Raw genomic sequence first — 24,235 nt, forward strand, 5'->3', positions numbered from 1 at the left:
TGATATTTTAAGTAATCTATATTTTAACAATATTCTAAATAATGCTTATCATATTTGGTATGCTGCAGCTTGAACCACCGCTAGTGATTCAAGCTTTATATTGATTATTTGCTTGCGGTTAATCATGGATAACTTAAGCTTTCACTGCTGCCATCATTTCTGCAAACTTATCAAACAGTGGCGCAGCATCATGCGGGCCAGGGCTGGCTTCTGGGTGACCTTGGAAGCTAAAGACGGGCTTATTGGTCAGCTCAATCCCTTGGTTAGTACCGTCAAATAATGAACGATGGGTAGATTTAACGTTGTCAGGCAGTGTGTCTTCGTCAACGGCAAAACCATGGTTTTGACTGGTAATCATGACCGTACCAGTCGCTAAGTCTTGTACCGGATGATTAGCACCATGATGACCAGTTTTCATTTTAATGGTGTTTGCACCGCTGGCAAGACCAATCAGCTGATGACCTAGGCAAATACCAAAAGTTGGAATCTCTGTTTGTTCAATGATATGACGTACCGCGTCGATAGCGTAATCACAGGCAGCAGGGTCACCAGGGCCATTTGATAAGAAAATACCGTCTGGGTTCATCGCGAGCACGTCTGCGATAGGCGTTTGCGCTGGGACAACGGTCACATGACAGCCACGGTCTACTAGCATACGCAAGATATTGGTCTTGCTACCAAAGTCGTAGGCAACAACGTTAAATTTTGCTTCAACATGCGTACCCAAGTGCTTAAAAAAGCCGCCCGTGCCACTGTCATGACTACCAGGCACGTCACGGTTGAGTAAGGTGTCTGATAAATCCCAGCTACCCGCTGTCCATTCAAAGGTCGTCGGCGTACAGCATTCTTTTGCCAAGTCCATGCCTTCAATACCAGCAAATTCTTGCGCCAATTTAATCGCTTGCTGCTCGTCGTCGCTGCTAATCGTTGCGCCGTTAGAGGCCGTCATGATACAACCGTTCTGAGCCCCTTTATCACGTAGTAGGCGGGTCAACTGGCGCGTATCAATTTCAGCGATGGCAACGGTATCGTGGTTCTGTAGGTAATCGCTTAATGATTCAGAGTTGCGGAAGTTTGAAGTAACCAGCGTTGCATCACGAATGATAAGGCCTTCTGCCCATACTTGATGTCCATTACCAGACTCGACATCTTCAGCGTTGGTACCGGTATTGCCAATGTGTGGATAGGTGAGGGTCACTAGCTGGCGCGCGTAGCTTGGGTCGGTCAGGATTTCTTGATACCCTGTCATGGCTGTATTAAAGACCACCTCACCGACACGATGACCTTCACTACCGATACTAACACCGCGAAAAATCGTACCGTCTGCTAGTGCCAAAATTGCTTGTATTTCTGCCGATGAATTCAAGGGTTGCCTCCGCTATTATTTGTGAGTGCCACGATAATGTGATGGTTCAAATATTGACCTATAATCGCTATCTATACTGTTATAACTGCCGTCAAAACCAGAATAAAAAAGGGCTAAAGCCAAAAATTTTCCACAAAAAAGCGAGAAGACATTATTGATGGAAACTACAAAACTCACTAGGTAGTGAATAGGTAACTTGCATCATGTCCGCTCGCTTAGGCACAGATTTTGCGCATTATATACAATATATGCTGATATAGCCAGCCGATTCTCTAGGTTAATGGCTACACTATAAATTTACTACCAAAACGGCTGGATTTTAAAACATAGCTTTGCCACAATGGACGGCATTTAATTATATCTACTAAATAATAAAGTCAACACGTACAACTAAAACAAGGATTCGTTATGATTTATCAATATTTAGACAAAGTGCCTGAGTTTGCTAGTCCTTTCAACGGTTGGGTCGCAGATTCAGCGCGCGTCATCGGTGATGTTTATTTGGGACATCAAGCCAACGTTTGGTTCGGTGCTGTGCTGCGCGGTGACAATGAGCGCATTTATATTGGTGATTACAGCAACGTGCAAGAAAACAGCGTCATTCATACCGATGAAGGCATTGAAGTCAAAATCGGCAATCATGTCACTATTGGTCATTTAGCCATGTTGCATGGCTGCGAAGTAGGTGATAATAGTCTCATTGGTATCGGTGCAGTTATTTTGAATAATGCCAAAATTGGTAAAAATTGCATCATTGGTGCTAAAGCCTTAGTCACTGAAGGCAAAGGGATTCCAGATAATTCGCTCGTGATGGGTGCCCCTGCAAAAGTGGTCAAAACTCTGACTGATGAGCAAGCGGCTATGATAAAAGAGTCTGCTATGCATTATGCGGCGCGTTGCCAGAAGTTTAAAACTGGTCTAAAAGAGATTAAGCAGCCAGAATAAGATAACTTTAACAACACTGAGTTAATAGCGATAAAAAGCATAGTGAGTTCAATATAAAAAAGATACAGCGGGACTGGGATGCTTAGTTTTTAATGTTGGTTTTTGTATCCTCTGTCGGCGTCGGCACAGCAAGCCAGAAAAACTTATACCAGTCGCGCGTCACAACCTAACGTATCCATTTTATTTAGTATTGGCTATATCAACCAATTCAACGATATAAAAACATCTTAACCAACACTTATTTCTAATGAGCAATTTAATATGAGCACCAAAAACATCGACACTGCTTCCGTAGCACGCACCCTAGCGTTATTTGACTTAGACCACACTTTACTCGATGTCGACAGCGATTACCTATGGGGCGAATATATCGTCAAGCACGACCTCGTCGATGAAGCCGAATATCGGACTGCCAACCAAAAGTTTTATCAGGACTATATCGAAGGCACCCTTGATGCAACGGAGTATAATGAATTTGTTGCGCAGTTTTTGAGCAGCTTGCCGATGGATAGACTCCATGAGTTACGAGAAGATTATATTAAAAGTGAAATCGAGCCTCATATCCGCCCCAAAGCGATGGAAGTACTGTGTCAGCATATTGAACAGGGTCATGATGTCGTGATTATTTCTGCGACCAATGACTTTGTGGTGTCTGCTATTGCTAAGCGGTTTGGCATCACAGAGGCCAATGTGCTTGCTACACCGCTTGAAATCAAAGATGAGCGCTATACTGGCAAATTGACTGATAAGCCAAACTTTCAAGCGGGTAAGATTTATCATCTTGATAAATGGCTTGATAAGCAGCAAATAGCAGGGGTTAAGTTTGAGAAAACTTACGCATATTCAGACTCCAAAAATGACATACCACTATTAAATTGGGCGGATGTGGCTATCTGTGTGTCGCCTGATGATGCACTGCATGCGCATGCGCTCGCCCATCGCTGGGCAGTCGAGGATTGGTCGATTTAGGCTGTGTAAAACTTCTTAATATAAAGACAGTTTAATAGAAAGGTAGTAATAATTAGCCAGACATTGTATTCCAATCTCATTTAATATAACGCCATATCAGTTAGATATTTAATATTAACGAAACAGGAAAACCTATGGAAATCAATCCGTATCAAGAACAAATCAAAGATCTATCTGAGCGTGGACAGGACTTACGGAGGTATCTTTGACTTCGATGGTAAGCAAGAACGCTTAGAAGAAGTCAATTTAGAATTAGAAAATCCCGAGCTATGGAATGATCCAGAGCGTGCGACCAAGATTAATAAAGAAAAAAGCCAGCTTGATGGGGTTATCGACGTAGTCGTCTCGCTTGAGACCACCTTAGAAGATGCGTCTGCCATGCTGGAGCTGGCGGTAGAGGCAGAAGACGAATCGTTGCTTGCTGATGTACAAGCCGAGCTCGACGATGCGGAAAAGCGCGTTGCGGACTTAGAGTTTCGTCGCATGTTTAGCGGTGAGATGGATCCGAACAATTGCTACTTGGATATCCAGTCAGGCAGCGGCGGCACAGAAGCGCAAGATTGGGCAGAAATGCTGCTGCGTATGTATACGCGTTGGGCAGAAGCGCATGGTTTCAAAGTTGAAGTGATTGAAGTATCATCAGGTAGCGTCGCTGGTATCAAATCGGCCACGATTGAGATTAAGGGTGACTATGCTTTTGGCTGGTTACGTACCGAAATTGGTGTGCATCGCCTAGTCCGTAAATCGCCATTTGATAGTAATAATGGCCGTCATACCTCATTTGCGGCCGTTTTTGTCTCGCCTGAAATCGATGATAATATCGAGATTGATATCAATCCAGCGGATTTGCGTATTGATACTTATCGTTCATCGGGCGCGGGTGGTCAGCACGTTAACACGACTGACTCTGCGGTGCGTATTACTCACGAACCAAGTGGCGTGGTGGTAACTTGCCAGAACGAGCGTAGCCAACATGGTAACAAAGCCACTGCAATGAAAATGCTACGTGCTAAGCTTTATGAGCTTGAGATGCAAAAACGTATGGAAAGCCAGCAAGCGGTTGAAGATGGTAAATCTGATGTCGGTTGGGGCAGTCAAATTCGCTCATATGTACTGGATGACTCACGTATCAAAGACTTGCGTACGGGTGTTGAGACCTTTAACACCGGTGCAGTATTAGACGGTGACCTCGATCAATTTATCGAAGCGAGCCTAAAAGCTGGACTGTAGGGGTGTTTTTAAGAATAAATCCCTACTCTTAATTCTTGAATCTTTTTGAAGTAGGCTGTGGCTTTAGCCCAGCTTAAACCTTTGCCGAAGCAAAATGCTGGGCTAAAGCCACAGCCTACAGCAGTCCATAAGGTTGATAGTTGGGTAACAAAGCAAAAATTACTTAAGGAAAAATTATGTTAAGCGTAAATAATTATTTTGATGATAAAGTAACTTCTATTGCTTTTCAGACAGCGACTAAGCCAGCTACTGTCGGTGTCATGAGCATTGGTGAATATGAGTTTGGCACTAGCGAATTTGAAACCATGACAGTCGTTAGTGGAGCGTTAACGGTAAAATTGCCAGAGAGCGATGAATGGCAAACCTTTAATGCTGGCGAGCAATTTACTATTGAAGCCAATAAGAAGTTTAATGTCAAAGTTGACGTAGAAACGGCTTATTTATGCACTTATGGTAAATAGTCGGTTTTAACTTATAGACATATTAGCTAAATTAACGCCAAGTGTTTAACGCTTGGCGTTTTTTTTATAAATGTTTTTTGAATTAGGTATGATTCATAAAATATTTGGCAATCGTTATAAGTTTTTACGATACTGCACCATATCCGTCTGAGTTGCGATTGCTTCATAAAGTTTGCGAGCCGTCGTGTTTCCTTCTTGCGTCGTCCAATAAACACGGTTGCAATCTTTACTACGAGCGAAATCGTATACCTGTTCAATCAGTGCACGTCCTACACCTTGCCCACGAACAGATTCACTAACATACAGATCCTCTAAATAACAACACTCGGTCGTATTCCAAGTATTGAGATGTAGCACCACATGCGTGATACCTACCAAAGTATCGTCTTGCCAAGCTCCAAAGCCATAAATCGGTGCGTTATTATCAAGTAGTTTGTGCCACGTTGTATTAGTCGTACTCAGTGGCAAACTGGTTTCATAAAATGCCAAATAACGTTGCCACAAGTCTAACCAACTATCGTAATCAGTATTGGATAATGTAGCGGTTTTTATCGAAATATTTTTTGTCATATTTGGCTCACTCTTAATGGATATTTAACGTTAGACGAATTTTATAACTTTCGTAGCAGTTTAGGGTCTGTTGAACATTCAAATATTAGGACTGCTGATAGCTAAAATCACCCCAAACATCTTATCAAATCAGGCGTAAACCGACGATAATGTCGAGACCTTAGCTAGGTTTATAACAACGTTTGGGGTGGTTTTAGCATCAGCCTTTCAGGGCAGGGCTATTTTTTGCCAATACATGGCGAAATTGTCTAACCTAGAATGACTAGGCGTCAAAAATTTCACTGCGTATTGTCTAAAAAATAGCCACTGCCAGTACCACATTTGAATAATCAAACAGACCCTAATAAGTTAGATTTTACACAGCATTACACTTTATCTGTGGCAAGTAAACAGCAAAAATAATGACAGTTAATTATGCTAAAACAATAACTTTCAATAGGCGTACTGTTTTATGGCAAAGGCAAATCAGCAAGCAATTACAGAAGATACGCGTCATGATTACGAGCATTTAGCGCGCCGTGCCAATCTACGCTACGTGAGCGACGATGAACCTGGATTTACACGTAGACGTTGGGGGCGCGGGTTTACTTATCGTGATGCGACTGGCAAGACTGTGAAAGATAAAGCTTTGCGCAAGCGTTTTGATGCTTTGGTTATTCCACCGATGTGGTCAGAGGTTTGGATATGCCAAGATGACAAAGGCCACTTGCAGTCAACGGGTCGCGATGACAAAGCACGCAAACAGTATTTGTATCATCCATCATGGAACAATATCCGTGATCAGGCTAAGTTTGATGCCATGATAGGTTTTGCAGAAGCCCTACCAAATCTACGCGCACAAGTCGAAAAAGATTTAGAAGCTGAGTCATTATCGCGTGAAAATGTACTGGCTGCAGTCGTCAAGTTGCTTGAGACTACTTTGATTCGTATTGGTAACAGCCGCTATGCTAAACTCAATAAAAGCTACGGCCTTAGCACTTTAAGAAGCAAACATGTCAGCGAAACAGACAAGGGTTTGGCTTTTGATTTTGTTGGTAAAAGTTCGAAGGAGCATCATACTGAACTGCAGGACAAGCGTTTAATTGACATTGTGCAGGCATGTAGTGAGCTGCCCGGTTATCAGATTTTCAAATATTTGGATGGCAATGGTGACAAGCAAGTCGTTGATAGTGCAGATATTAATGACTATTTGCGAATGCACACTTGCGGCAACGATTGTGAAAGCAAGATGTATAGTGCAAAGGATTTTCGTACATGGATGGCGAGTGTGCTGGCGGCCGGCTACCTCTACGATGAGCTGCAAACGTCAGTAGGGAAAGAGATATTGGCAAGTGCGCCTGAGAGCAACGAGCGCCAACAGCTCATCACGGATATGGTCAAAGATGTAGCAAATGAGCTGGGCAATACACCTGCCGTGTGCCGAGCCTCCTATATTCACCCCGTTATTATTGAGAAGTTCTTAGTAGGTGAGTTTTTTGAGCCTTACAAACAAGCACGTCGTGGACGTACTAAAGAATATCAACGCTGTGAAGAGAAAGCGTTACTTGGGTTTTTAAGCACATTAGAATGAATTTACATCTATGAGAAGATTTGCATTTAACTATAAAAATGATACGTTATGTATTGAAATAAATATAAAAATGCGTTACTAATAGGTTATCTTAAATATAAGAATTTCAAACGGTCTATAGGATATGACCGTTTTGCTATTGAAACTAACACATATCCGACTTGAGCCGTTGCTCTCTATTTATAAAATGCTAAAGGATTAGCTCATGACTATCTCATCTTCAAATACCAATTCATCTCAAAACACCACGCAAACTGCTTCCGATAATTCAAATACTCTAACAAGCTATGCCGATTACTATAATAATTTCGATATGGATGCATTGTTAACAGAGATCTTTGGTGAGCATTTAGATGATCGCCTTAACGCTTATATGGCTTGCTGTGGCCGTCATGTGCGTGACGGTCGTGCTGATAATATCGCGCTGGTACACGAAGATACTGTGGGTAATGTAACGCGTATGAGTTTTGGTGAATTAGATAAAGCCAGCGCACAGGTAGCCAGGTTATTACAGTCTTATGGCGTGCAAGTCGGTGACCAAGTAGCGACCATGCTACCGCGTACGCCTGAGTTATTAATCATTGTATTGGCAACTTGGAGAATTGGAGCGGTTTATCAGCCTTTATTTACCGCTTTTGGCTATGATTCAATCAAGTACCGGATGGACAAAGCTAACACTAAAGTAGTCTTCACTAACCAAGAAAATCGTAGCAAGTTCGAAGATTTGGCTAAGCAAACGAAAATGGTCGTAGTTGGTAGTACAGCGGATGGTGCGGCTTGGGGTGATGACAATTATGCTGAGATGACTGAAAAGATGGCAACGCAAGTGCAGAGTCAACATTCACAAACAATGACGTCAGTACTATTAGACAGTGATTCGTCATTTTTGCAAATGTTTACCTCAGGGACCGTTGGCAAGTCAAAAGGTGTCAGTGTTCCATTAGCTGCGCTGCCAGCTTTTTATCTATATATGCGCTATGCGATTGATCTACGCGAGAGTGATAAGTATTGGAATATGGCAGATCCAGGCTGGGCATACGGTTTATATTATGCGATTACCGGACCTTTATTATTAGGTGTCACGACTTATTTTAATGAAGCGGGTTTTGATGCTACCAACACGCGCGACTTTATGGTGCGTCATAAGATTACCAATTTAGCCTCTTCACCAACGGCATTTCGCATGATGAAATCCAGCGGTGTCTTTGAAGAAATTACTGTAAATACTCCTTCGAAATTATCATTGCGCTGTGCTAATTCAGCAGGTGAAACTTTGAATACTGAAGTAGTAAGCTGGATTGAAAGTCACTTAGGTTGCAAAGTCTGTGATCAGTATGGACAGACAGAGACCGGAATGACCTGCTGTGAGCATCATGCGTTAGAACATGAATGTCCCGTCGGCTCGATGGGCATGGCGTTGCCAGGGCACACCCTCGTCGTATTGGGTGATGATATGCAAGTATTGCCTGATGGCGAGCAAGGCCAGCTGGCAGTTGTAGTCAGTCAATCGCCAGCGTTTTATTTCCGTGGTTATAGCTGGAACGAAAAACAGGCTTTCTTTGAAGATTATTATCTGACAGGAGATGTGGTTGAGCGCCATAGTGACGGCAGTTATTGGTTCTCAGGTCGTGATGATGACATCATTACTACGGCAGGTTACCGTGTCGGTCCAACTGATGTTGAAAACACTGTATTAGAACATGAGGCTGTTGCTGAATCGGCTGCCGTCGGTGTCCCTGACGAGGTGCGCGGACATAATATCAAATCTTATGTGGTGCTAAAAGATGGCATCGAAGGCAGTGACGAGATTGCCCAGCAAATTAAAGACTTGGTACGTAAGCGTTTATCGACCCATGCTTATCCACGCGAGATTGAGTTTGTTGCAGCATTACCAAAGACGCCAAGTGGTAAGATTCAACGCTTTTTATTACGAAGTCTGACGACTGAATAAATAGGCTTAATTGTCAAAATTTTTAATGCTTTCAACTAAAAATTTTCCAACATTTTAACTAAAAATACTAAATCTTAAATGGTTAAGGAATAATCATGCAAATTCAACAACACAGCTTTTTGGTTACCGGTGGTGCATCAGGATTGGGTGAGTCAGTCGTTCGTGCCATCGTTAGTGAAGGCGGCAAAGTCGTCATCGCTGATTTGAATGAGTCAACTGGACAAGCATTGGTCGATGAACTGGGTGACAATGCTCGCTTTGTACGCTGTGATGTCACCAGTGGCAAAGAGGTACAAGCGGCTGTTGATAAGGCTGAAAAAGAGTTTGGCGGTCTGCAAGGTTCAATTAACTGCGCAGGTATCGCTGTCGTACAAAAGCTACTCGATCGCGAAAACAATCCAGCGGACCTTGATGCCTTTAGTCGCGGGGTTAATATTAATCTTGTTGGCTCTTTTAACGTAGCGCGTTTGGTCGCAGCTTCCATTGCTAAGCGCATAGCGAACAACAGTAATACAGAGGGCGCTGCAGAGAAGAACACTGATAATGGTGTCATTATTAACACTGCTTCTATCGCTGCTTTTGATGGGCAAGTAGGACAGGCAAGCTATGCATCGTCCAAAGCTGGCGTGGTCGGTTTAACTTTGCCATTAGCGCGTGAGCTGGCACGTCATGGTATACGCGTCATGACTATCGCACCTGGGGTGTTTGCGACTCCAATGATGGAGACTATCCCTGAAAAAGCTCGTGAGCAGTTAGAGGCTAGCGTTCCTTATCCTAAGCGTTTGGGCAATCCTGATGAATTTGCCAAATTGGTGACTCAGATTATTGATAATGCCTACTTAAATGGAGAAGTCATTCGCCTAGATGGTGCCATTCGTATGGTCTAACTTATACCAGCTAGTTGGAAAATATCTTTAACAATTGAGTCTTATTCATAAAATTTTCACAAAATTTGGCATAGCGCTTTGATACATTAGGCAGATTCATTATCAGATTGGTACATTGTGATTTAGTTCTCCAATAGTCAATCATAAGGATCAAAGCCTATGTCGTTTTCTCCCATGGATTTCAGCAAACATTGGCTAATTATTTCTATTGGACTTGCGATTGCTGTCGTTAGTACAAGTGCGATAGCTCATATAAAAAAAGTATCGGTCGATACGCAAGCTCTCTTTCATAACCCCAAAGCCATTCCTAATACGGTAATTATTGATAAAGTCTTTGTCGATAAATCTGCGCGCGCGTTACAGTTACTCAGCAATAACGAAGTGATTAAATCCTATCGTATTGCGCTAGGAGATAGTCCAGTAGGTCATAAGCAGTAAGAAGGTGATCAGCGTACGCCAGTAGGCATCTATAACTTAGATTATAAGAATGAAAACCCTATCGCCTATCGTTCTATCCATATCAGTTATCCTAATGCCGCTGACAAGGCCCAAGCTGAAGCACTCGGTATTAATCCGAGCGGGGATATTATGATTCATGGGCAAATGAATGGCTTTGGTCATCTAGCGTGGATTAATCAAAAAAGCGACTGGACTGATGGTTGTATCGCTGTCACCAACAATGAGATGGATGAGATTATAGATGCCGTTGCGCTTGGTATTCCGATTGAAATAGTAGAGTAATGAGCACTTTTCTTTTCTGTTGCATTAATAATGAACGTTAATTATAATTTTTCACTCTCAAGCACTAGGGCGTGTCCTCAATTTGAAAGAACCTCTTTACCTATAAAAAGTGAATTGAATATTATTACTAGGTTATAACAACACCGTATATCGTGGTTATAAGACCGTATATCAATTATGTTTTATGTTGCTAGTTTTCTTTTAATGTTTCTATGCTATTGTCTATAATCGTTTATACGAATGTAAGGGGAAAACTGTGTTTGATAAATATACTCACCACGAGTATAGAAATGACATCCAAGGGTTAAGAGCAGTAGGCGCCATTATTATTATGGTTTTCCATATATGGTTCAATAAGGTATCAGGCGGAGTTGATGTCTTTTTCGTCGTTTCTGGGTTTTTGATGGCTTCAATTGTATTGAAGAGTTATTTTTTAAACGGTACATTTAGCCCATTTCCTTTCTGGGGAGGGGTGATAAAGAGAGTGGCACCATCAGCATATATCGTGCTTGCAGCCACATTAATTGCTAGCTACTTTATTTCATCTCCAGTCCTTATATATACTGTGCTACATGAGATAATTGCCAGCGCCTTACATCTTGAAAATATACAACTGATCAGACTTTCTGTCGATTATTTATCTTCTGGTAGTCCGCCTAGTCCTGTACAACAGTTTTGGGCGCTATCTATCCAGATGCAGTTTTATGTGGTTTTCCCGCTAATTCTAATTCCTCTAGCTTATATCGCTAAGAAAAAACAAACCTCAGCGCCTTTATTTTTAGGAGTAATTTTCGTCATATTGGCGTCTTTTGCATATGCTACGGTGTTGGTTAAAGACGATCCAGCGATGAGTTACTTTAATCCGCTATCAAGGATTTGGGAGTTTTTCTTTGGATCACTCGCATTTCTTTTAATCTCAAATGCTAAAAAAATAAAATATAGACAAGCATTGGGGATTGTAGGTATTGCTCTGATTGTTGGTGGAGCTATATTGATTCCTAGAGGGGCAAGTTTTTCAGGTCCTGTATCATTGATTCCGGTACTTGGTGCAGTTTTTATTATCATGTCTGGCATTGGTGGTAAGGGCGTAGTAAACAACCTATTATCAAATAAATTCTTAGTGTTTTTAGGCGGTATATCTTTTACTATTTACCTTTGGCACTGGCCTATCTTAGTATTTTATAAAGAATATTTTGGTTATGAATCTGTTAGTCTGTTGCAAGGACTAATGATTATGATTGCCTCTACAGTTTTGGCATACTTCACCAGTAAAAAAATAGAATCTCCTTTTAGAAAAATACCAAGAGAAAAAGTACTTGTTAACTTCTCAATCGGAGTCCTGTTTTTCTTACCGGTGATGGTAGCGGCTTTCGCATTTAGACATGAAGTAGTATCTACCACCGAAAGTGCAAAGACAGCGTTGGAAAGTAAGTCTGTTGAACCCTTTAAGGGCGACAGTATCTACGTAGAAGATCGAGCCTTCAAACCAGATCGCGATCGGCTGCTTACGATAAAACAAAGAGTTCCTGCTGCCTATGCTCCTGGCTGTAATCAATCTATGGATGGAGAGGAGGTCACTACTTGCGAATTTGGAGACCTGAGTTCTGATAAAGAAATTGTACTAGCAGGAGGATCTCATGCCGTACAATGGATTACAGCGCTAGATACCATTGGACAAGATAATAATTTTAAAGTTATCAATATGACTAAGGCCGGATGCCCTTTAGGAGCACTTGAAGAGTCGAATGAATCTTGTCAAAAATGGAACGAAGCCGCCATTGAAAAAATTATAGATATAAACCCTTATGCAGTCATTACAAACTCTACTAGAGTGAACTTAGAGAAAGGCGAATTTATTCCTCCATCATATGTTGATAGCTGGAAAGTGCTTGCTGATAACAAAATCGATGTTATCGGTATAAGAGATAATCCACGTTTCGACTTTGATGTACCGGACTGTCTACATAGGAATAGAAACGGGTCAGACGCAGATGCTTGTACCATAGATCGTGCAGATGCTTTACTACCGACTGATCCTACTTTAGAGTATCAAGACATTATTACGGGCATTGATATGTCAGATATGTTCTGTACCGCCGAAAAATGTCTGACTACTTTTTCTGAAAAAATAATGTACCGTGATGCTGAACATATCAGCATAGAGTATGCTCATTTTATAAAAGATAAATTTGAGGATAAGCTAAAAGGCGCATTATCCACTCTCAGTTAAATAGAGTTTATAGTCGTATATAAGCAAATCAAGATAGCACCAAAATTAGGAAGTAGGGTAATGGATATACGACAAGTATAACTGTTAGCCTACTTCCTTTTTTGCTTAAAAATATTGTCTTTTGTCTTGAGATTTTGCACTTGAAATATATTCTAAAAATACCAATTAATAGTCAATATTAATATCAATACTAGTGGTAAGGTTTAATCTTTGCAGAGGTTGTAATCAGTCTGTCTTATGTATATACCAGAAAGTCATTATCTATTATTGACACGGTATACTTTTTAGTTGAAATACAATTCAACATACCGCATATATATAACAGTTGAACAAAAGGGTTACACTATAAATCCACTACAAAGACTATTGATAAATACTAATTATAAAAGGTGAGAATATGAGGTTTGAAAAATTTACGCAGAAGCTACAGGCCGCCATTCAAGAGGCGCAAAGTCTAGCACTAGGTCGTGATAATACTGGGATTGATCCGGTGCATTTACTGGCAGTTTTATTACAGGATGAGTCTAACTTGTCTATCTGTCAGCAAGCAGGTGCATCTATTCCAGCATTAAAGAATGGCGTGGCGAAGGCATTGGACAATCAAGCTAAGATTGCTGAACCTACCGGTGATGTAAATCTAAATCCAAACGCAGTTAAAATTCTAAATTTGGCCGATCGCCAAGCGCAAAAAGCTGGTGATGATTTTATTGCAACAGAATGGGTTATATTGGCACTGGCTGAACAAGGCGAGACTAAAAAAATATTTGAAAGTGCAGGAGTGACTGCTGCTAAGTTAAAAGTAGTAATCGAGCAGCTACGTGGTAATGAGAAGGTAGACAATCAAAACGCTGAAGATCAGCGTGATGCACTGAATAAGTATACGATTAACTTAACTGAGCAAGCAGAACTCGGTAAGCTTGATCCAGTCATTGGCCGTGATGAAGAGATTCGCCGTACCATTCAGGTACTGTCACGTCGTACTAAGAATAACCCAGTACTAATTGGTGAGCCAGGTGTTGGTAAGACTGCTATTGTCGAAGGCTTGGCGCAAAAAATTATCAACGGTGATGTACCAGAAGGTCTACGCCGCAAAGAAGTGCTATCGCTAGATTTAGGTGCATTGATTGCCGGTGCAAAATTCCGTGGCGAGTTTGAAGAGCGTCTCAAAAGTGTGCTTAGTGATTTAGCCAAGCAAGAAGGTAATGTCATCTTATTCATTGATGAGCTGCATACCATGGTTGGGGCGGGTAAATCGGAAGGTGCGATGGATGCAGGTAACATGTTAAAACCTGCGCTGGCACGTGGTGAGCTACATTGCGTCGGTGCCACTACTTTGGATGAGTATCGTCAGTATATCGAAAAGGATGCGGCGCTTGAGCGTCGTTTCCAAAAAGTCTTGGTCGATGAGCCGACAGTTGAAGATACTATTGCTATTCTGCGTGGTCTCAAAGACCGTTATGAGCTGCATCATGGGGTCGTTATTCAAGATAGCGCTATCATTGCGGCTGCGCGTATGAGTCATCGCTATATTACTGATCGTAAACTGCCGGATAAGGCGATTGATCTCATTGACGAAGCAGCCAGTCGTCTGCGGATGGAGATGGACAGTAAGCCTGAGGCATTAGGTAAGCTCGATAGCCGTCTGATTCAGTTAAAAATGCAGCGCGAAGTGTTGAAAAACGAAGAAGATGCGGGTGCGAAAGCAGAGCTCAAAATACTAGATACACAGATTGAAGAAGTTGAAAAAGAGTCTGCTGACCTCAATGAGATTTGGCAGGCTGAAAAGGCTTTAGTTGAAGGTAGTAAACAACATAAAGAAAACTTGGATAAAGCACGTATTCAGCTAGAAAAAGCCTCGCGTGATGGCGATTATGCAGAAATGTCTCGATTACAATATGGTGTGATACCCGAACTTGAAAAACAAATTGCCGAGATTGATTTGGCTGAGCAAAAGGAGCAAGCAGGCGAGCCAATATCCGTCAAATTATTGCGGAATAAAGTAACTGACAATGAGGTTGCAGAAGTCGTTGCGGCAGCCACAGGGATTCCTGTCAGTAAAATGATGCAAGGTGAACGCGATAAGATGCTGGCGATGGAAGACAAGCTCCACGAACGCGTCATTGGTCAAGATGAAGCAGTTGAGTCGGTTGCCAATGCGGTGCGCCGTAGTCGTGCAGGCTTATCTGACCCGAATCGTCCTTCTGGCTCGTTCTTATTTCTAGGGCCAACAGGCGTAGGTAAGACTGAGCTGACCAAATCTTTGGCAAACTTCTTGTTTGATAGTGAAGATGCGATGGTGCGTATCGACATGAGTGAGTTCATGGAAAAGCACAGTGTCAGTCGCTTGGTAGGTGCGCCTCCTGGTTATGTCGGCTACGAAGAGGGTGGTACATTGACAGAAGCGGTACGCCGCAAGCCTTATAGTGTCGTGCTGTTCGATGAGGTAGAAAAAGCGCACCCTGATGTGTTCAATATCTTGTTGCAAGTATTGGACGATGGGCGCTTGACTGACTCGCAAGGTCGCGTAGTAGACTTTAAGAATACCGTTATCATTATGACCAGTAACTTGGGTTCACATAAAATCCAAGAAATGGTTGGCGACGATTACAAAGACATCAAAGCGGCAGTGATGGATTCAGTTGGCGAGCATTTCCGTCCTGAGTTTGTGAACCGTATTGATGAGATTGTAGTGTTCCATGCGCTGGGTCAAGAACAAATGGCCGGTATTGCTGATATTCAGCTAGAGCGTCTGCGCCATCGCTTGCAAGAGCGTGAGCTAGACATTACGCTATCTGATGAAGCAATGAGTCAGCTGGTCGCAGTTGGTTATGATCCTGTATACGGTGCGCGTCCGCTCAAGCGTGCTATCCAACAAGAGATTGAAAACCCGCTATCATTGAAATTGCTGGCAGGTGACTTTGTCGCGGGTGACATCATTAAAGTCGATGTTGGCCTAGATGATAAGCTGACTTTCGATAAGCTTAGAATGAGCTAATAAAGTCAAAATGATCCTATATTAGAATATTAGTTTGGCAATAAACCAACCCCTTATTTGCAATAGCAGGTAAGGGGTTTTTCTATACAAAAACATAATCTGTACCAGAGCGTGCGTTATGCTTGTTATATTAGAGGAAAGCGGACTTAAAGGAATAATATTATGATAACGAATACTAAGCTTATAAAAGTACCTTTGACCATAATAGCGCTATTATTTAGCGCCTCTGCTTGCTCTAATCCATCTACAGTGAATAATGACACAGCCACTGTGCAATCAGAAGCGTCCGACAGCTCTGCTACCGAGGTAAAAGCCGATGGCGACGAACCTGAATTCACGACTAAGACTCTAACCAGCTTTGATGAGCCATGGGCGATGACAGCGCTACCTAAAAGCGATAATGAGTCACGTAAACTACTAGTGACTCAAAAAGCAGGTGAGCTGTTTATTGTCGATACCGCAACAGGGAACAAGACAAAAGTAAACGATGTACCCAAGGTCGCTTATGGTGGGCAGGGGGGACTCGGTGATTTAATTCTTGCGCCAGACTTTGCTACTACCAACATGGTATATCTTAGCTACGTTGAAGCAGGAAGTGGCGCAGATAGCAATCAATTTGGGGCTAAGGTTATCAAAGCCAAACTTGCAGGATTAGATACTGATGCGCCAAGCTTGCAAGATATTACGCCAATTTGGCAGCAAACGCCAAAAGTTAAAGGTCAAGGCCATTATAGCCATCGTTTACTATTCTCTCCTGATGGACAGTACTTATATATCAGCTCAGGTGAACGTCAGAAAAAAGACCCTGCACAAGATATGACGGTCAATTTGGGCAAGATAATACGGCTAAACGCTGATGGCTCTGTACCAAAAGACAATCCATTTGTAGGCAATGCTAACGATATCGCCTCGCAGTTTTGGACGATAGGTCATCGTAACGTACTCGGTATGACGTTTGATGATAGTGGTAGACTCTGGGCGCACGAGATGGGTCCAAAAGGCGGTGATGAATTTAACCTGATTAAAAAAGGTAGCAATTATGGTTGGCCTATCGTCTCTAATGGGCGTAACTATTCAGGCACTGATATTCCTGATCATAATACTCGTCATGAATTTGAAGCGCCTAAAATCACTTGGACACCAGTGATATCACCGTCGTCTATGAGTATATATTCTTCTGGTACTCAAAACGATTTTCCAGCATGGCAAAGCAGTGCACTTATCAGTGGTCTATCATCCAAAGCATTGATAGTGGTAAGTTTGGATGAGAATGACGCAGCTCATGAACGTTACCGTTATGATATGGGTGAGCGTATTCGTAGCGTGCTGGCAGTAGATGGAGAAGTATGGCTACTAGAAGATGGTGATAATGGTAAGTTGCTAAAATTGCTACCTTAATCGGGTGATTGCATTAGACAGCATTGATAGATGAGCTGACTAATTATTCTATACCTCAACCTCACATTTGTACGAAATGTGAGGTTTTTCAACATTTGACTATTAAAAATATTGAGTAAAAATATTGGTTTTTTTAAATCAATTTGGATTAGAGCGAGTGGTTTATCTAATGATACATTGGCATTAAGACAAACTTAGTAGTAGTTAAACACAGAGATAACGGAAGTATTTTTATTGAGTTTTATTTTGTAATTAATTGATAATTAAGGATTAGTTTGTTAAGGTGACATTCCTTAGATTACGAGATTTTAACCCATGAACGAAGTAAAAGTAGAAAGATTGGGTCCATTCCCAAGGGTTAATAAGCCTGTTTTTATTACCTCAGGTGTTTTAATTGTTGGTTTCATTATTTTTGGTGCTTTTTTTACTGAAACTGCATCCGCACTTTTTAGTTTTTTACAAAGTTTTATTGCTGATAAGTTTGGCTGGCTGTTCATTATATTAATGAACGTGGCATTAGTCTTTTGTATCTATCTAGCAGCGAGTCGCTACGGTGACATTCGTTTAGGTAAACAGACAGAGCGACCACAATATAGTCTTGTCTCTTGGATAGGTATGTTGTTCTCAGCTGGTATTGGTATTGGGCTGGTATACTGGGGCACAGCGGAGCCCTTGTACCACTTCATGGCACCACCAATGGGTGAAGCAGAAACAGTAGAAGCCGCCAAACAAGCGATGAATATCTCATTTGTACATTGGGGATTGCATGCTTGGGCAATTTATACCATCGTAGCGCTCTCCTTAGCTTATTTTCATTTTCGCCGTGGTCTGCCTCTATCCATTCGCTCAACACTATATCCATTATTGGGTCAAAGGATTTATGGCGGTTGGGGACATACTGTCGATATTTTGGCGGTATTTGGTACGATGTTTGGTGTCGTAACTTCGCTAGGTTTGGGAGTTATGCAGATCAACTCAGGCCTTGAGGGTTTGTTTGGCATACCAAACAGCTTACCTGTGCAGTTTCTCATTATTGCCTTTGTGACTGCATTAGCCTGCGTATCTCTTATGTTGGGTCTTGATAAAGGTATCAAGCGCTTAAGTGATATCAATATGGGCCTTACTGGTGTGCTGTTAGCCTTTATAGTGATTTTAGGTCCAACACTATTTATTTTTGATAGTTTCATTGAAAATATTGGTAACTATCTAATGTCTGTCATTCCATTAGGTTTTTGGGGTGAGGCTTACAGTAATACCGATTGGCAGTCGTCATGGACAATTTTCTATTGGGCATGGTGGGTAAGTTGGGCGCCATTTGTAGGTGTATTTATTGCCCGTATTAGCCGTGGTCGTACCATCCGTGAGTTTGTATTGGGTGTGCTATTAATCCCAATGACCATTTTATTCTTCTGGTTTACTGCCTTCGGTGGTGTTGCTATTCATATGGAGCTGTTGGCAGCTCTTGATCCAGCCTTGGTTAGCCCAGGATTGGTCGAAGCCGTACAAGCAGATACTGGTAGCGCAATCTTTAAATTGGTCGAGTACTATCCACTTACCAAACCTATTACTTTGTTGATCGTCATTATGATTGTACTTTGGTTTGTGACCTCATCAGACTCCGCAAGCTTTGTTATCGATATGTTGACGGCTGGTGGTGATACCAATCCACCAAAGATTCAGCGTTTATTTTGGGCAACGATGGAAGGTCTGATTGCGGCTATATTATTAGCAGCAGGTGGATTAGGTGCACTGCAAGCAGCAGCTATTGTGGCAGGACTACCGTTTGCCTTAGTGATATTTGTAATGATGTATGCACTTTTACGTGGTCTGGGTCGAGATCGTTTGATACTTTATCGCGCTCAACAACAATTTATTACTGATGAATCTGCGGATCATAACTCAGCCAATGAATTTATTGATGAAAAACTGCTAAAGGGACCACCTAAAATTGTAAAAGGTGACTAATTTTTAGTGTTTAAGTTCTAGTGATTAAGTTCTATAAGAAAGCCCAACTCTGTATGAGTTGGGCTTTTTTTGAGAGCGAGTTTGTAATGATAAAGGCTTAGCGATATATGTACTCTGAAGGTAGCTTTTTAATCATTCATATTTAAAATCAATACGTTACTTAAGCAAAAAATAAACTATAACTTAAATCAATAACTCCTTTTTTATTGCAAACTTTTTTTACAATAAAATCCCATTAAATTGATAATTGGGTAACATCTTGTTATGGTAGCAACCCCTTAGATTTTGGAAAGCATAATGAGCGAACTCAAAATTGGCCGTTTAGGGCCTTTTCCACGAGTAAACAAACCTGTATTTATTGCTTCAGCAGTACTGATCTTAGGTTTTATTATATTTGGTGCTTTGTTTCAAGAGCTGGCAAGCACTCTATTTAGTACCATGCAGACTTTTATTACCCAACGTTTTGGCTGGCTATTTGTCATACTGATGAACGTTGCCGTATTTTTATGTTTGTATTTAATATTTAGTAAATATGGTGATATCCGTTTAGGTCATCAAACCGAAACGCCGCAATACAGTTTGCCCTCTTGGATTGGCATGTTGTTTTCAGCCGGTATTGGTATTGGCATTATGTATTGGGGTACAGCTGAGCCTGTTTATCACTTTATGTCACCGCCACTGGGTGAAGCGGAAACAGTAGAAGCTGCCAAACAAGCGATGAATATCTCCTTTTTACATTATGGGATACACGCTTGGGCAATTTATGCTGTGGTTGCATTGTCATTAGCCTATTTTCATTTTCGCCGTGGCTTACCTCTCGCTATTCGTTCTAGCCTATATCCGATATTAGGTCAGAAGATTTATGGCAAATGGGGACATACTGTTGATACGTTGGCAGTATTTGGTACGATGTTTGGTGTGGTGACCACGTTAGGTTTTGGCGTGTTGCAGATTAACTCTGGATTAGAAGGGTTGTTTGGACTGCCTAATACAGTAACGATGCAAGTTATCTTAATCGCTTTGATTACTATGCTTGCGTGTGGCTCATTAATGATGGGTTTAGATAAAGGTATCAAGCGCTTAAGTGATACTAATATTATTTTGACATTTGTGTTGTTGGGCTTTGCCTTTATCATGGGTCCTACTCAATACATCATGGATAGTTTGGTAGAAAATACTGGTAACTATCTACAAAACCTTGTCCAGCTTGGTTTTTGGAGTGAGGCTTATAGCAAAGGTGATTGGCAGTCATCATGGACGATATTTTACTGGGCATGGTGGGTCAGTTGGTCACCATTTGTAGGTGTATTCATCGCCCGCATTAGCCGTGGTCGTACTATCCGTGAATTTTTGCTAGGTGTTTTATTTGTACCTATGATTATTCTGTTTTTCTGGTTCACGACCTTTGGTGGTGTGGCAGTAAATATGGAATTAATTGGTAATCCTGGATTTATCGAAGTAGTACAGAATGATTATGGTAGTGCTATCTTTAAGTTGATGGAGTTCTATCCATTGACCAAAGCCACTACGATGTTGATTGTCATTATGATTGTACTGTGGTTTGTGACTTCATCAGATTCAGCCAGTTTTGTCATCGATATGTTGACGTCTGGCGGTGAAACCAACCCACCTAAAATTCAGCGTTTATTTTGGGCTATTCTGCAGGGTTTGGTTGCAGCTATCTTGTTGGCGGCTGGTGGCTTAGGTGCTCTACAGGCGGCAGCTATCGTCGCTGGATTTCCATTCGCTATCGTTGTCTTCGTCATGCTATACGCTATGTTGCGAGGGTTTAGTCGTGATGAGCTGATACTGTATCGAGCAGAACAACGATTTATCACTGATGAGTCAGTTCAGCACAATACGGCCAATGAATTCACTGATGAAGAGTTTTTAGAAGGCCCCCCTGAAGTTGCCAAAGGTGACTAAAAAACAGCGTTAAATCTATGGTTGATAAACGAACCCCCAGTCTCTTCGTAGACTGGGGTTTTACTTATTAAGATAGTTAATAAAGTAACGAACGTAAAAAAGCTATTCCAAAGAAGTACTTATAAACAAAAAATAGTCCCAAAATTTTTAGGTTCGTTTCTTATATTAGAGTTAAGCATAACGACTTTATATTTGATAATTGATTGATATCTTGATATTGTGACGCTATTTTGTCTCTAGGAAGCTCTATGGATCATGTCAAAGTTGGCAGAGTGGGCCCTTTTCCACGGGTAAGTAAACCGGTTTTTTTAACCTCGGTAATTTTGATTACCTTGTTTATTATCTTTGGCGCTTTTTTTAATGAACAAGCAGAAATAGTATTTGGCCAAGCAAAAGAATTTGTTTCTTTGCGCTTTGGCTGGTTCTTTATTGTGGTTATTAATGCCACCGTGATGATGAGTATCTATATGATATTTAGTCGTTACGGCGATATCAGGCTTGGTCATCAGACAGAAAAACCTGAATATAAATTGCTTTCTTGGATTGGTATGCTGTTCTCCGCCGGTATCGGTATCGGACTGTTGTACTGGGGAACGGCTGAGCCGCTTTATCACTATATGGCACCGCCACTTGGTGAGGGAGAGACTGTCGCATCTGCTAAGCTTGCGATGAACATCTCATTCTTGCATTATGGTTTCCATGTGTGGGCACTGTATGGCATGGTCGCTTTGGCTTTGGCCTACTTTCACTATCGCCGTGGTTTGCCACTAGCTATTCGCTCAACGCTATATCCCATATTAGGTAAAAAGATATACGGTGGTTGGGGTCATACGGTCGATACGCTAGCGGTATTTGGTACGATGTTTGGGGTGGTGACCACCTTAGGTCTTGGGGTGTTACAGATTAACTCTGGTCTTGAGAGTGTATTCGGTATCCCTAACAATATTACCGTGCAGATTATCTTGATTGCATTTATCACTGTGCTGGCAGGATTGTCCTTGTTTATGGGACTAGATAAAGGTATCAAGCGCTTAAGCGATATCAATATCTTTTTGACTATTGTGCTATTGAGCTTTGTGATTATTTTGGGCCCTACGCAGTTTATTTTTAATAGCTTTGTAGAAAACATTGGTAATTATCTACATCAAGTGATTCCTTTAGGTACGTGGACAGAGTCTTATGAAGGTCAAGAAAACTGGCAGTCATCGTGGACTATTTTCTATTGGGCATGGTGGATTAGCTGGTCACCATTCGTTGGGGTATTCGTGGCCCGTATCTCTCGTGGTCGTACCATTCGTGAGTTCACGTTAGGGGTGTTATTAATCCCTATTACTATTTTATTCTTATGGTTTACTGCTTTTGGTGGATCAGCTGTACATATGGAACTCATGGCTGCAGCTGATCCAAATATGGCAAGTCCTGGGTTGGTTGAAGCTGTTAGAGCAGATACGGGTAGTGCTATCTTTAAGCTGATGGAGTCTTATCCATTAACGACCGTATTCAACTTGCTGATTGTGCTGATGATTGTGCTTTGGTTCGTCACCTCATCAGATTCTGCTAGTTTTGTTATTGATATGCTGACCTCAGGTGGTGATACTGATCCACCAAAGATTCAGCGTCTATTCTGGGCAGGAACTGAAGGCGTCATTGCTGCAGTACTATTAGCAGCAGGCGGGTTAGGGGCATTGCAGGCAGCTTCTATTGTGTCGGGCTTTCCCTTCGCTGTTGTGATACTAGTGATGATGTATTCTCTATTACGGGGTTTGAGTCGAGATCACTTGATCCTTTATCGTCAGCAGCAATGGTTTACGACTGAAGAGTCAGCAGAGCATAACTCAGCAAACGAGTTCCGCGATGAGGATCTGTTAGAGGGTCCGCCTGATATCGTTGTAAAACCTAACAAGTAAAAACCTAGTAAGTAAATAGACAGAATATCTTTAAAAAGCAATATTGATAAAAACCCCAACTGATATCAAGTTGGGGTTTTTTATTATTAGGATATTAAATGTTTTTGGTTCGAGCTATTGAAAGATTAGATACATTTGCCTGGTACATAACCTATTGCTGCAGTGGTGCCACAGGCTGAGCAGGCATTACCCGCCGTACGATAACTCACTACCGAACCAACTTTAGTAGTAACGCAAACAGGGTCATATTGCATAGTACACATGTTTTGCTCTGGATTGTGAGGCGGGCACTTAGTAAACAAATTATCACTGGGTGCTGGTTGATTAGTGGCTGGTGTGTGAATCGGAGTGGTATCAGGCTCGGTACCACTCGGTATATTACTACAGCCTGCTAACGTCATTGCTACGGATATTCCTAGTAACGACAAGCATGAACGCCAAGATGTCCAAAAATTATTGTTAAACATAAGATGTCCTTATCTATTAGAGTCACGATTTATGAAGGTCGCAATTTATGAAAACTATAACGTCCTATTGTAGGGAATGAGCTAATAATCGGTTGCGTAGCAGACTCTTCTGCTATATCTGCTTTTGTAAGTTAATGATAGCCTAAGCTCGAAGAGCTTGAACTTCTTTTAATATCAATCTAATTGTAGTCAGTCATCTGCTAAAAAGATAGCCAATAAAAAACCCCAGTCTATGAATAGGCTGAGGTTTTGTTTTAAGACTGAATAATAAAGCACTTATTTAGCCGGTTTATCATCTTGATTAAGCTGAACATATTTATCGAAGTTCTGTGCATAATCGGTTAAATTGTCACTCAGCATCTGACGGTACTGCTTAACGTAAAACTCTACGATATCGTCTTTTTCTTTTGCAAAGTCATCACCCTTTATGAAGCCAATAGAGGCAACCGAAGCGCTATAACGAGCTGCAGCATAAAGTAGTGAAGCACCGACTTGCCCTGAATGAGCATCAGGACCTAATTGGCTATTCGCGATACCAATGATAGCATCGGCACGCTGATAAAACGCCTGCATTTCAGGGGTGATTTCAGCCATTGCTTCAGCATTGTCGTTTACGTTAGCGTTAACATTGTTATCGATATTGTCTTGAGACATAAG

Annotated in this window: 18 protein-coding genes and 1 pseudogene; 15 read left to right on the plus strand and 4 right to left on the minus strand. The window is 41.6% G+C overall.

What is annotated here, in order from left to right; genetic code table 11:
- Window positions 1-133: 133 nt before the first annotated feature.
- Window positions 134-1,366 carry a glutamine-hydrolyzing carbamoyl-phosphate synthase small subunit gene (carA, locus tag AK823_RS04465; protein ID WP_068326607.1) on the minus strand — a complete coding sequence of 411 codons (1,233 nt, stop codon included), beginning with the start codon at window positions 1,364-1,366 and terminating at the stop codon, window positions 134-136.
- Between the two features lie 408 nt (window positions 1,367-1,774).
- Here carA and AK823_RS04470 point away from each other — a divergent pair, with 408 nt between their 5' ends.
- From AK823_RS04470 to AK823_RS04485, 4 genes are all read left to right on the plus strand, one after another.
- Window positions 1,775-2,311, plus strand: a complete 537-nt coding sequence (locus AK823_RS04470; RefSeq protein WP_068326610.1) for a gamma carbonic anhydrase family protein — start codon at window positions 1,775-1,777, stop codon at window positions 2,309-2,311.
- 261 nt (window positions 2,312-2,572) lie between these two features.
- Window positions 2,573-3,280 carry an HAD family hydrolase gene (locus AK823_RS04475; RefSeq protein ID WP_068326613.1) on the plus strand — a complete coding sequence of 236 codons (708 nt, stop codon included), beginning with the start codon at window positions 2,573-2,575 and terminating at the stop codon, window positions 3,278-3,280.
- 134 nt (window positions 3,281-3,414) lie between these two features.
- A protein-coding gene (gene prfB / locus AK823_RS04480; protein ID WP_149031842.1) for a peptide chain release factor 2 occupies window positions 3,415-4,510 on the plus strand; the annotation gives its coding sequence in 2 pieces (ribosomal slippage) (window positions 3,415-3,486 and window positions 3,488-4,510; 1,095 coding nt in all).
- A 176-nt stretch (window positions 4,511-4,686) separates the two neighbouring features.
- The gene (locus tag AK823_RS04485; protein WP_068326619.1) at window positions 4,687-4,971 is read left to right on the plus strand and encodes a pyrimidine/purine nucleoside phosphorylase; all 285 of its coding nucleotides are present in this window, start codon (window positions 4,687-4,689) and stop codon (window positions 4,969-4,971) included.
- A gap of 114 nt (window positions 4,972-5,085) precedes the next feature.
- Here AK823_RS04485 and AK823_RS04490 read toward each other — a convergent pair whose 3' ends face one another.
- Window positions 5,086-5,541 (minus strand): GNAT family N-acetyltransferase, encoded by a 456-nt coding sequence (locus tag AK823_RS04490; RefSeq protein WP_068326622.1) that lies wholly within the window; start codon window positions 5,539-5,541, stop codon window positions 5,086-5,088.
- A 451-nt stretch (window positions 5,542-5,992) separates the two neighbouring features.
- On the opposite strand from AK823_RS04490, the gene AK823_RS04495 reads away from it, so the two are divergent.
- The 11 genes and pseudogenes from AK823_RS04495 (at window position 5,993) to AK823_RS04540 (ending at window position 23,111) form a co-directional block, all read left to right on the plus strand.
- Complete coding sequence (locus AK823_RS04495; protein WP_068326624.1) at window positions 5,993-7,111, plus strand: DNA topoisomerase IB; 1,119 nt, start codon at window positions 5,993-5,995, stop codon at window positions 7,109-7,111.
- Window positions 7,112-7,316: 205 nt separating this feature from the next.
- Window positions 7,317-9,062 carry an AMP-binding protein gene (locus tag AK823_RS04500; protein WP_068326627.1) on the plus strand — a complete coding sequence of 582 codons (1,746 nt, stop codon included), beginning with the start codon at window positions 7,317-7,319 and terminating at the stop codon, window positions 9,060-9,062.
- A gap of 95 nt (window positions 9,063-9,157) precedes the next feature.
- Entirely contained in the window at window positions 9,158-9,949 is a 792-nt protein-coding gene (locus tag AK823_RS04505) for an SDR family NAD(P)-dependent oxidoreductase (RefSeq protein WP_068326631.1), read from the plus strand.
- Between the two features lie 159 nt (window positions 9,950-10,108).
- Window positions 10,109-10,387 carry a L,D-transpeptidase gene (locus tag AK823_RS14225; protein ID WP_228138911.1) on the plus strand — a complete coding sequence of 93 codons (279 nt, stop codon included), beginning with the start codon at window positions 10,109-10,111 and terminating at the stop codon, window positions 10,385-10,387.
- 15 nt (window positions 10,388-10,402) lie between these two features.
- Window positions 10,403-10,690: pseudogene (locus AK823_RS14230) on the plus strand (L,D-transpeptidase family protein); the annotation flags it as partial.
- 256 nt (window positions 10,691-10,946) lie between these two features.
- Window positions 10,947-12,920, plus strand: a complete 1,974-nt coding sequence (locus AK823_RS04515) for an acyltransferase family protein (protein ID WP_068326634.1) — start codon at window positions 10,947-10,949, stop codon at window positions 12,918-12,920.
- Window positions 12,921-13,317: 397 nt separating this feature from the next.
- A complete protein-coding gene (clpB, locus tag AK823_RS04520) occupies window positions 13,318-15,915 on the plus strand; it encodes an ATP-dependent chaperone ClpB (protein ID WP_068326636.1) in 2,598 nt (865 codons plus the stop codon).
- Window positions 15,916-16,077: 162 nt separating this feature from the next.
- On the plus strand, window positions 16,078-17,313 hold the full coding sequence (locus AK823_RS04525) for a PQQ-dependent sugar dehydrogenase (RefSeq protein ID WP_203226575.1): 1,236 nt from the start codon (window positions 16,078-16,080) through the stop codon (window positions 17,311-17,313).
- Window positions 17,314-17,628: 315 nt separating this feature from the next.
- Window positions 17,629-19,278: a BCCT family transporter gene (locus tag AK823_RS04530; RefSeq protein WP_068326640.1), complete on the plus strand. Its 1,650-nt coding sequence runs from the start codon at window positions 17,629-17,631 to the stop codon at window positions 19,276-19,278.
- Window positions 19,279-19,575: 297 nt separating this feature from the next.
- Entirely contained in the window at window positions 19,576-21,204 is a 1,629-nt protein-coding gene (locus AK823_RS04535) for a BCCT family transporter (protein WP_068326643.1), read from the plus strand.
- A gap of 248 nt (window positions 21,205-21,452) precedes the next feature.
- Complete coding sequence (locus tag AK823_RS04540) at window positions 21,453-23,111, plus strand: BCCT family transporter (RefSeq protein WP_068034956.1); 1,659 nt, start codon at window positions 21,453-21,455, stop codon at window positions 23,109-23,111.
- A 125-nt stretch (window positions 23,112-23,236) separates the two neighbouring features.
- Here AK823_RS04540 and AK823_RS04545 read toward each other — a convergent pair whose 3' ends face one another.
- Window positions 23,237-23,578, minus strand: coding sequence for a hypothetical protein (locus AK823_RS04545; protein WP_068034957.1), 342 nt, complete (start codon window positions 23,576-23,578; stop codon window positions 23,237-23,239).
- Between the two features lie 276 nt (window positions 23,579-23,854).
- Entirely contained in the window at window positions 23,855-24,172 is a 318-nt protein-coding gene (locus tag AK823_RS04550; RefSeq protein ID WP_149031886.1) for a DUF3144 domain-containing protein, read from the minus strand.
- Window positions 24,173-24,235: the final 63 nt, after the last annotated feature.

This window comes from Psychrobacter sp. P2G3 (assembly GCF_001593285.1).
GTDB lineage: Bacteria > Pseudomonadota > Gammaproteobacteria > Pseudomonadales > Moraxellaceae > Psychrobacter.

Coding starts and splice junctions, on each gene's coding strand:
- AK823_RS04505 (WP_068326631.1), top strand. CDS start 9,158: ATGCAAATTCAACAACACAGCTTTTTGGTTACCGGTGGTGCATCAGGA.
- AK823_RS04490 (WP_068326622.1), bottom strand. CDS start 5,541: ATGACAAAAAATATTTCGATAAAAACCGCTACATTATCCAATACTGAT.
- AK823_RS04470 (WP_068326610.1), top strand. CDS start 1,775: ATGATTTATCAATATTTAGACAAAGTGCCTGAGTTTGCTAGTCCTTTC.
- clpB (WP_068326636.1), top strand. CDS start 13,318: ATGAGGTTTGAAAAATTTACGCAGAAGCTACAGGCCGCCATTCAAGAG.
- AK823_RS04535 (WP_068326643.1), top strand. CDS start 19,576: ATGAGCGAACTCAAAATTGGCCGTTTAGGGCCTTTTCCACGAGTAAAC.
- AK823_RS04540 (WP_068034956.1), top strand. CDS start 21,453: ATGGATCATGTCAAAGTTGGCAGAGTGGGCCCTTTTCCACGGGTAAGT.
- AK823_RS04530 (WP_068326640.1), top strand. CDS start 17,629: ATGAACGAAGTAAAAGTAGAAAGATTGGGTCCATTCCCAAGGGTTAAT.
- AK823_RS04475 (WP_068326613.1), top strand. CDS start 2,573: ATGAGCACCAAAAACATCGACACTGCTTCCGTAGCACGCACCCTAGCG.
- AK823_RS04485 (WP_068326619.1), top strand. CDS start 4,687: ATGTTAAGCGTAAATAATTATTTTGATGATAAAGTAACTTCTATTGCT.
- AK823_RS04500 (WP_068326627.1), top strand. CDS start 7,317: ATGACTATCTCATCTTCAAATACCAATTCATCTCAAAACACCACGCAA.
- AK823_RS04550 (WP_149031886.1), bottom strand. CDS start 24,172: ATGGCTGAAATCACCCCTGAAATGCAGGCGTTTTATCAGCGTGCCGAT.
- AK823_RS04525 (WP_203226575.1), top strand. CDS start 16,078: ATGATAACGAATACTAAGCTTATAAAAGTACCTTTGACCATAATAGCG.
- AK823_RS14225 (WP_228138911.1), top strand. CDS start 10,109: ATGTCGTTTTCTCCCATGGATTTCAGCAAACATTGGCTAATTATTTCT.
- AK823_RS04545 (WP_068034957.1), bottom strand. CDS start 23,578: ATGTTTAACAATAATTTTTGGACATCTTGGCGTTCATGCTTGTCGTTA.
- AK823_RS04495 (WP_068326624.1), top strand. CDS start 5,993: ATGGCAAAGGCAAATCAGCAAGCAATTACAGAAGATACGCGTCATGAT.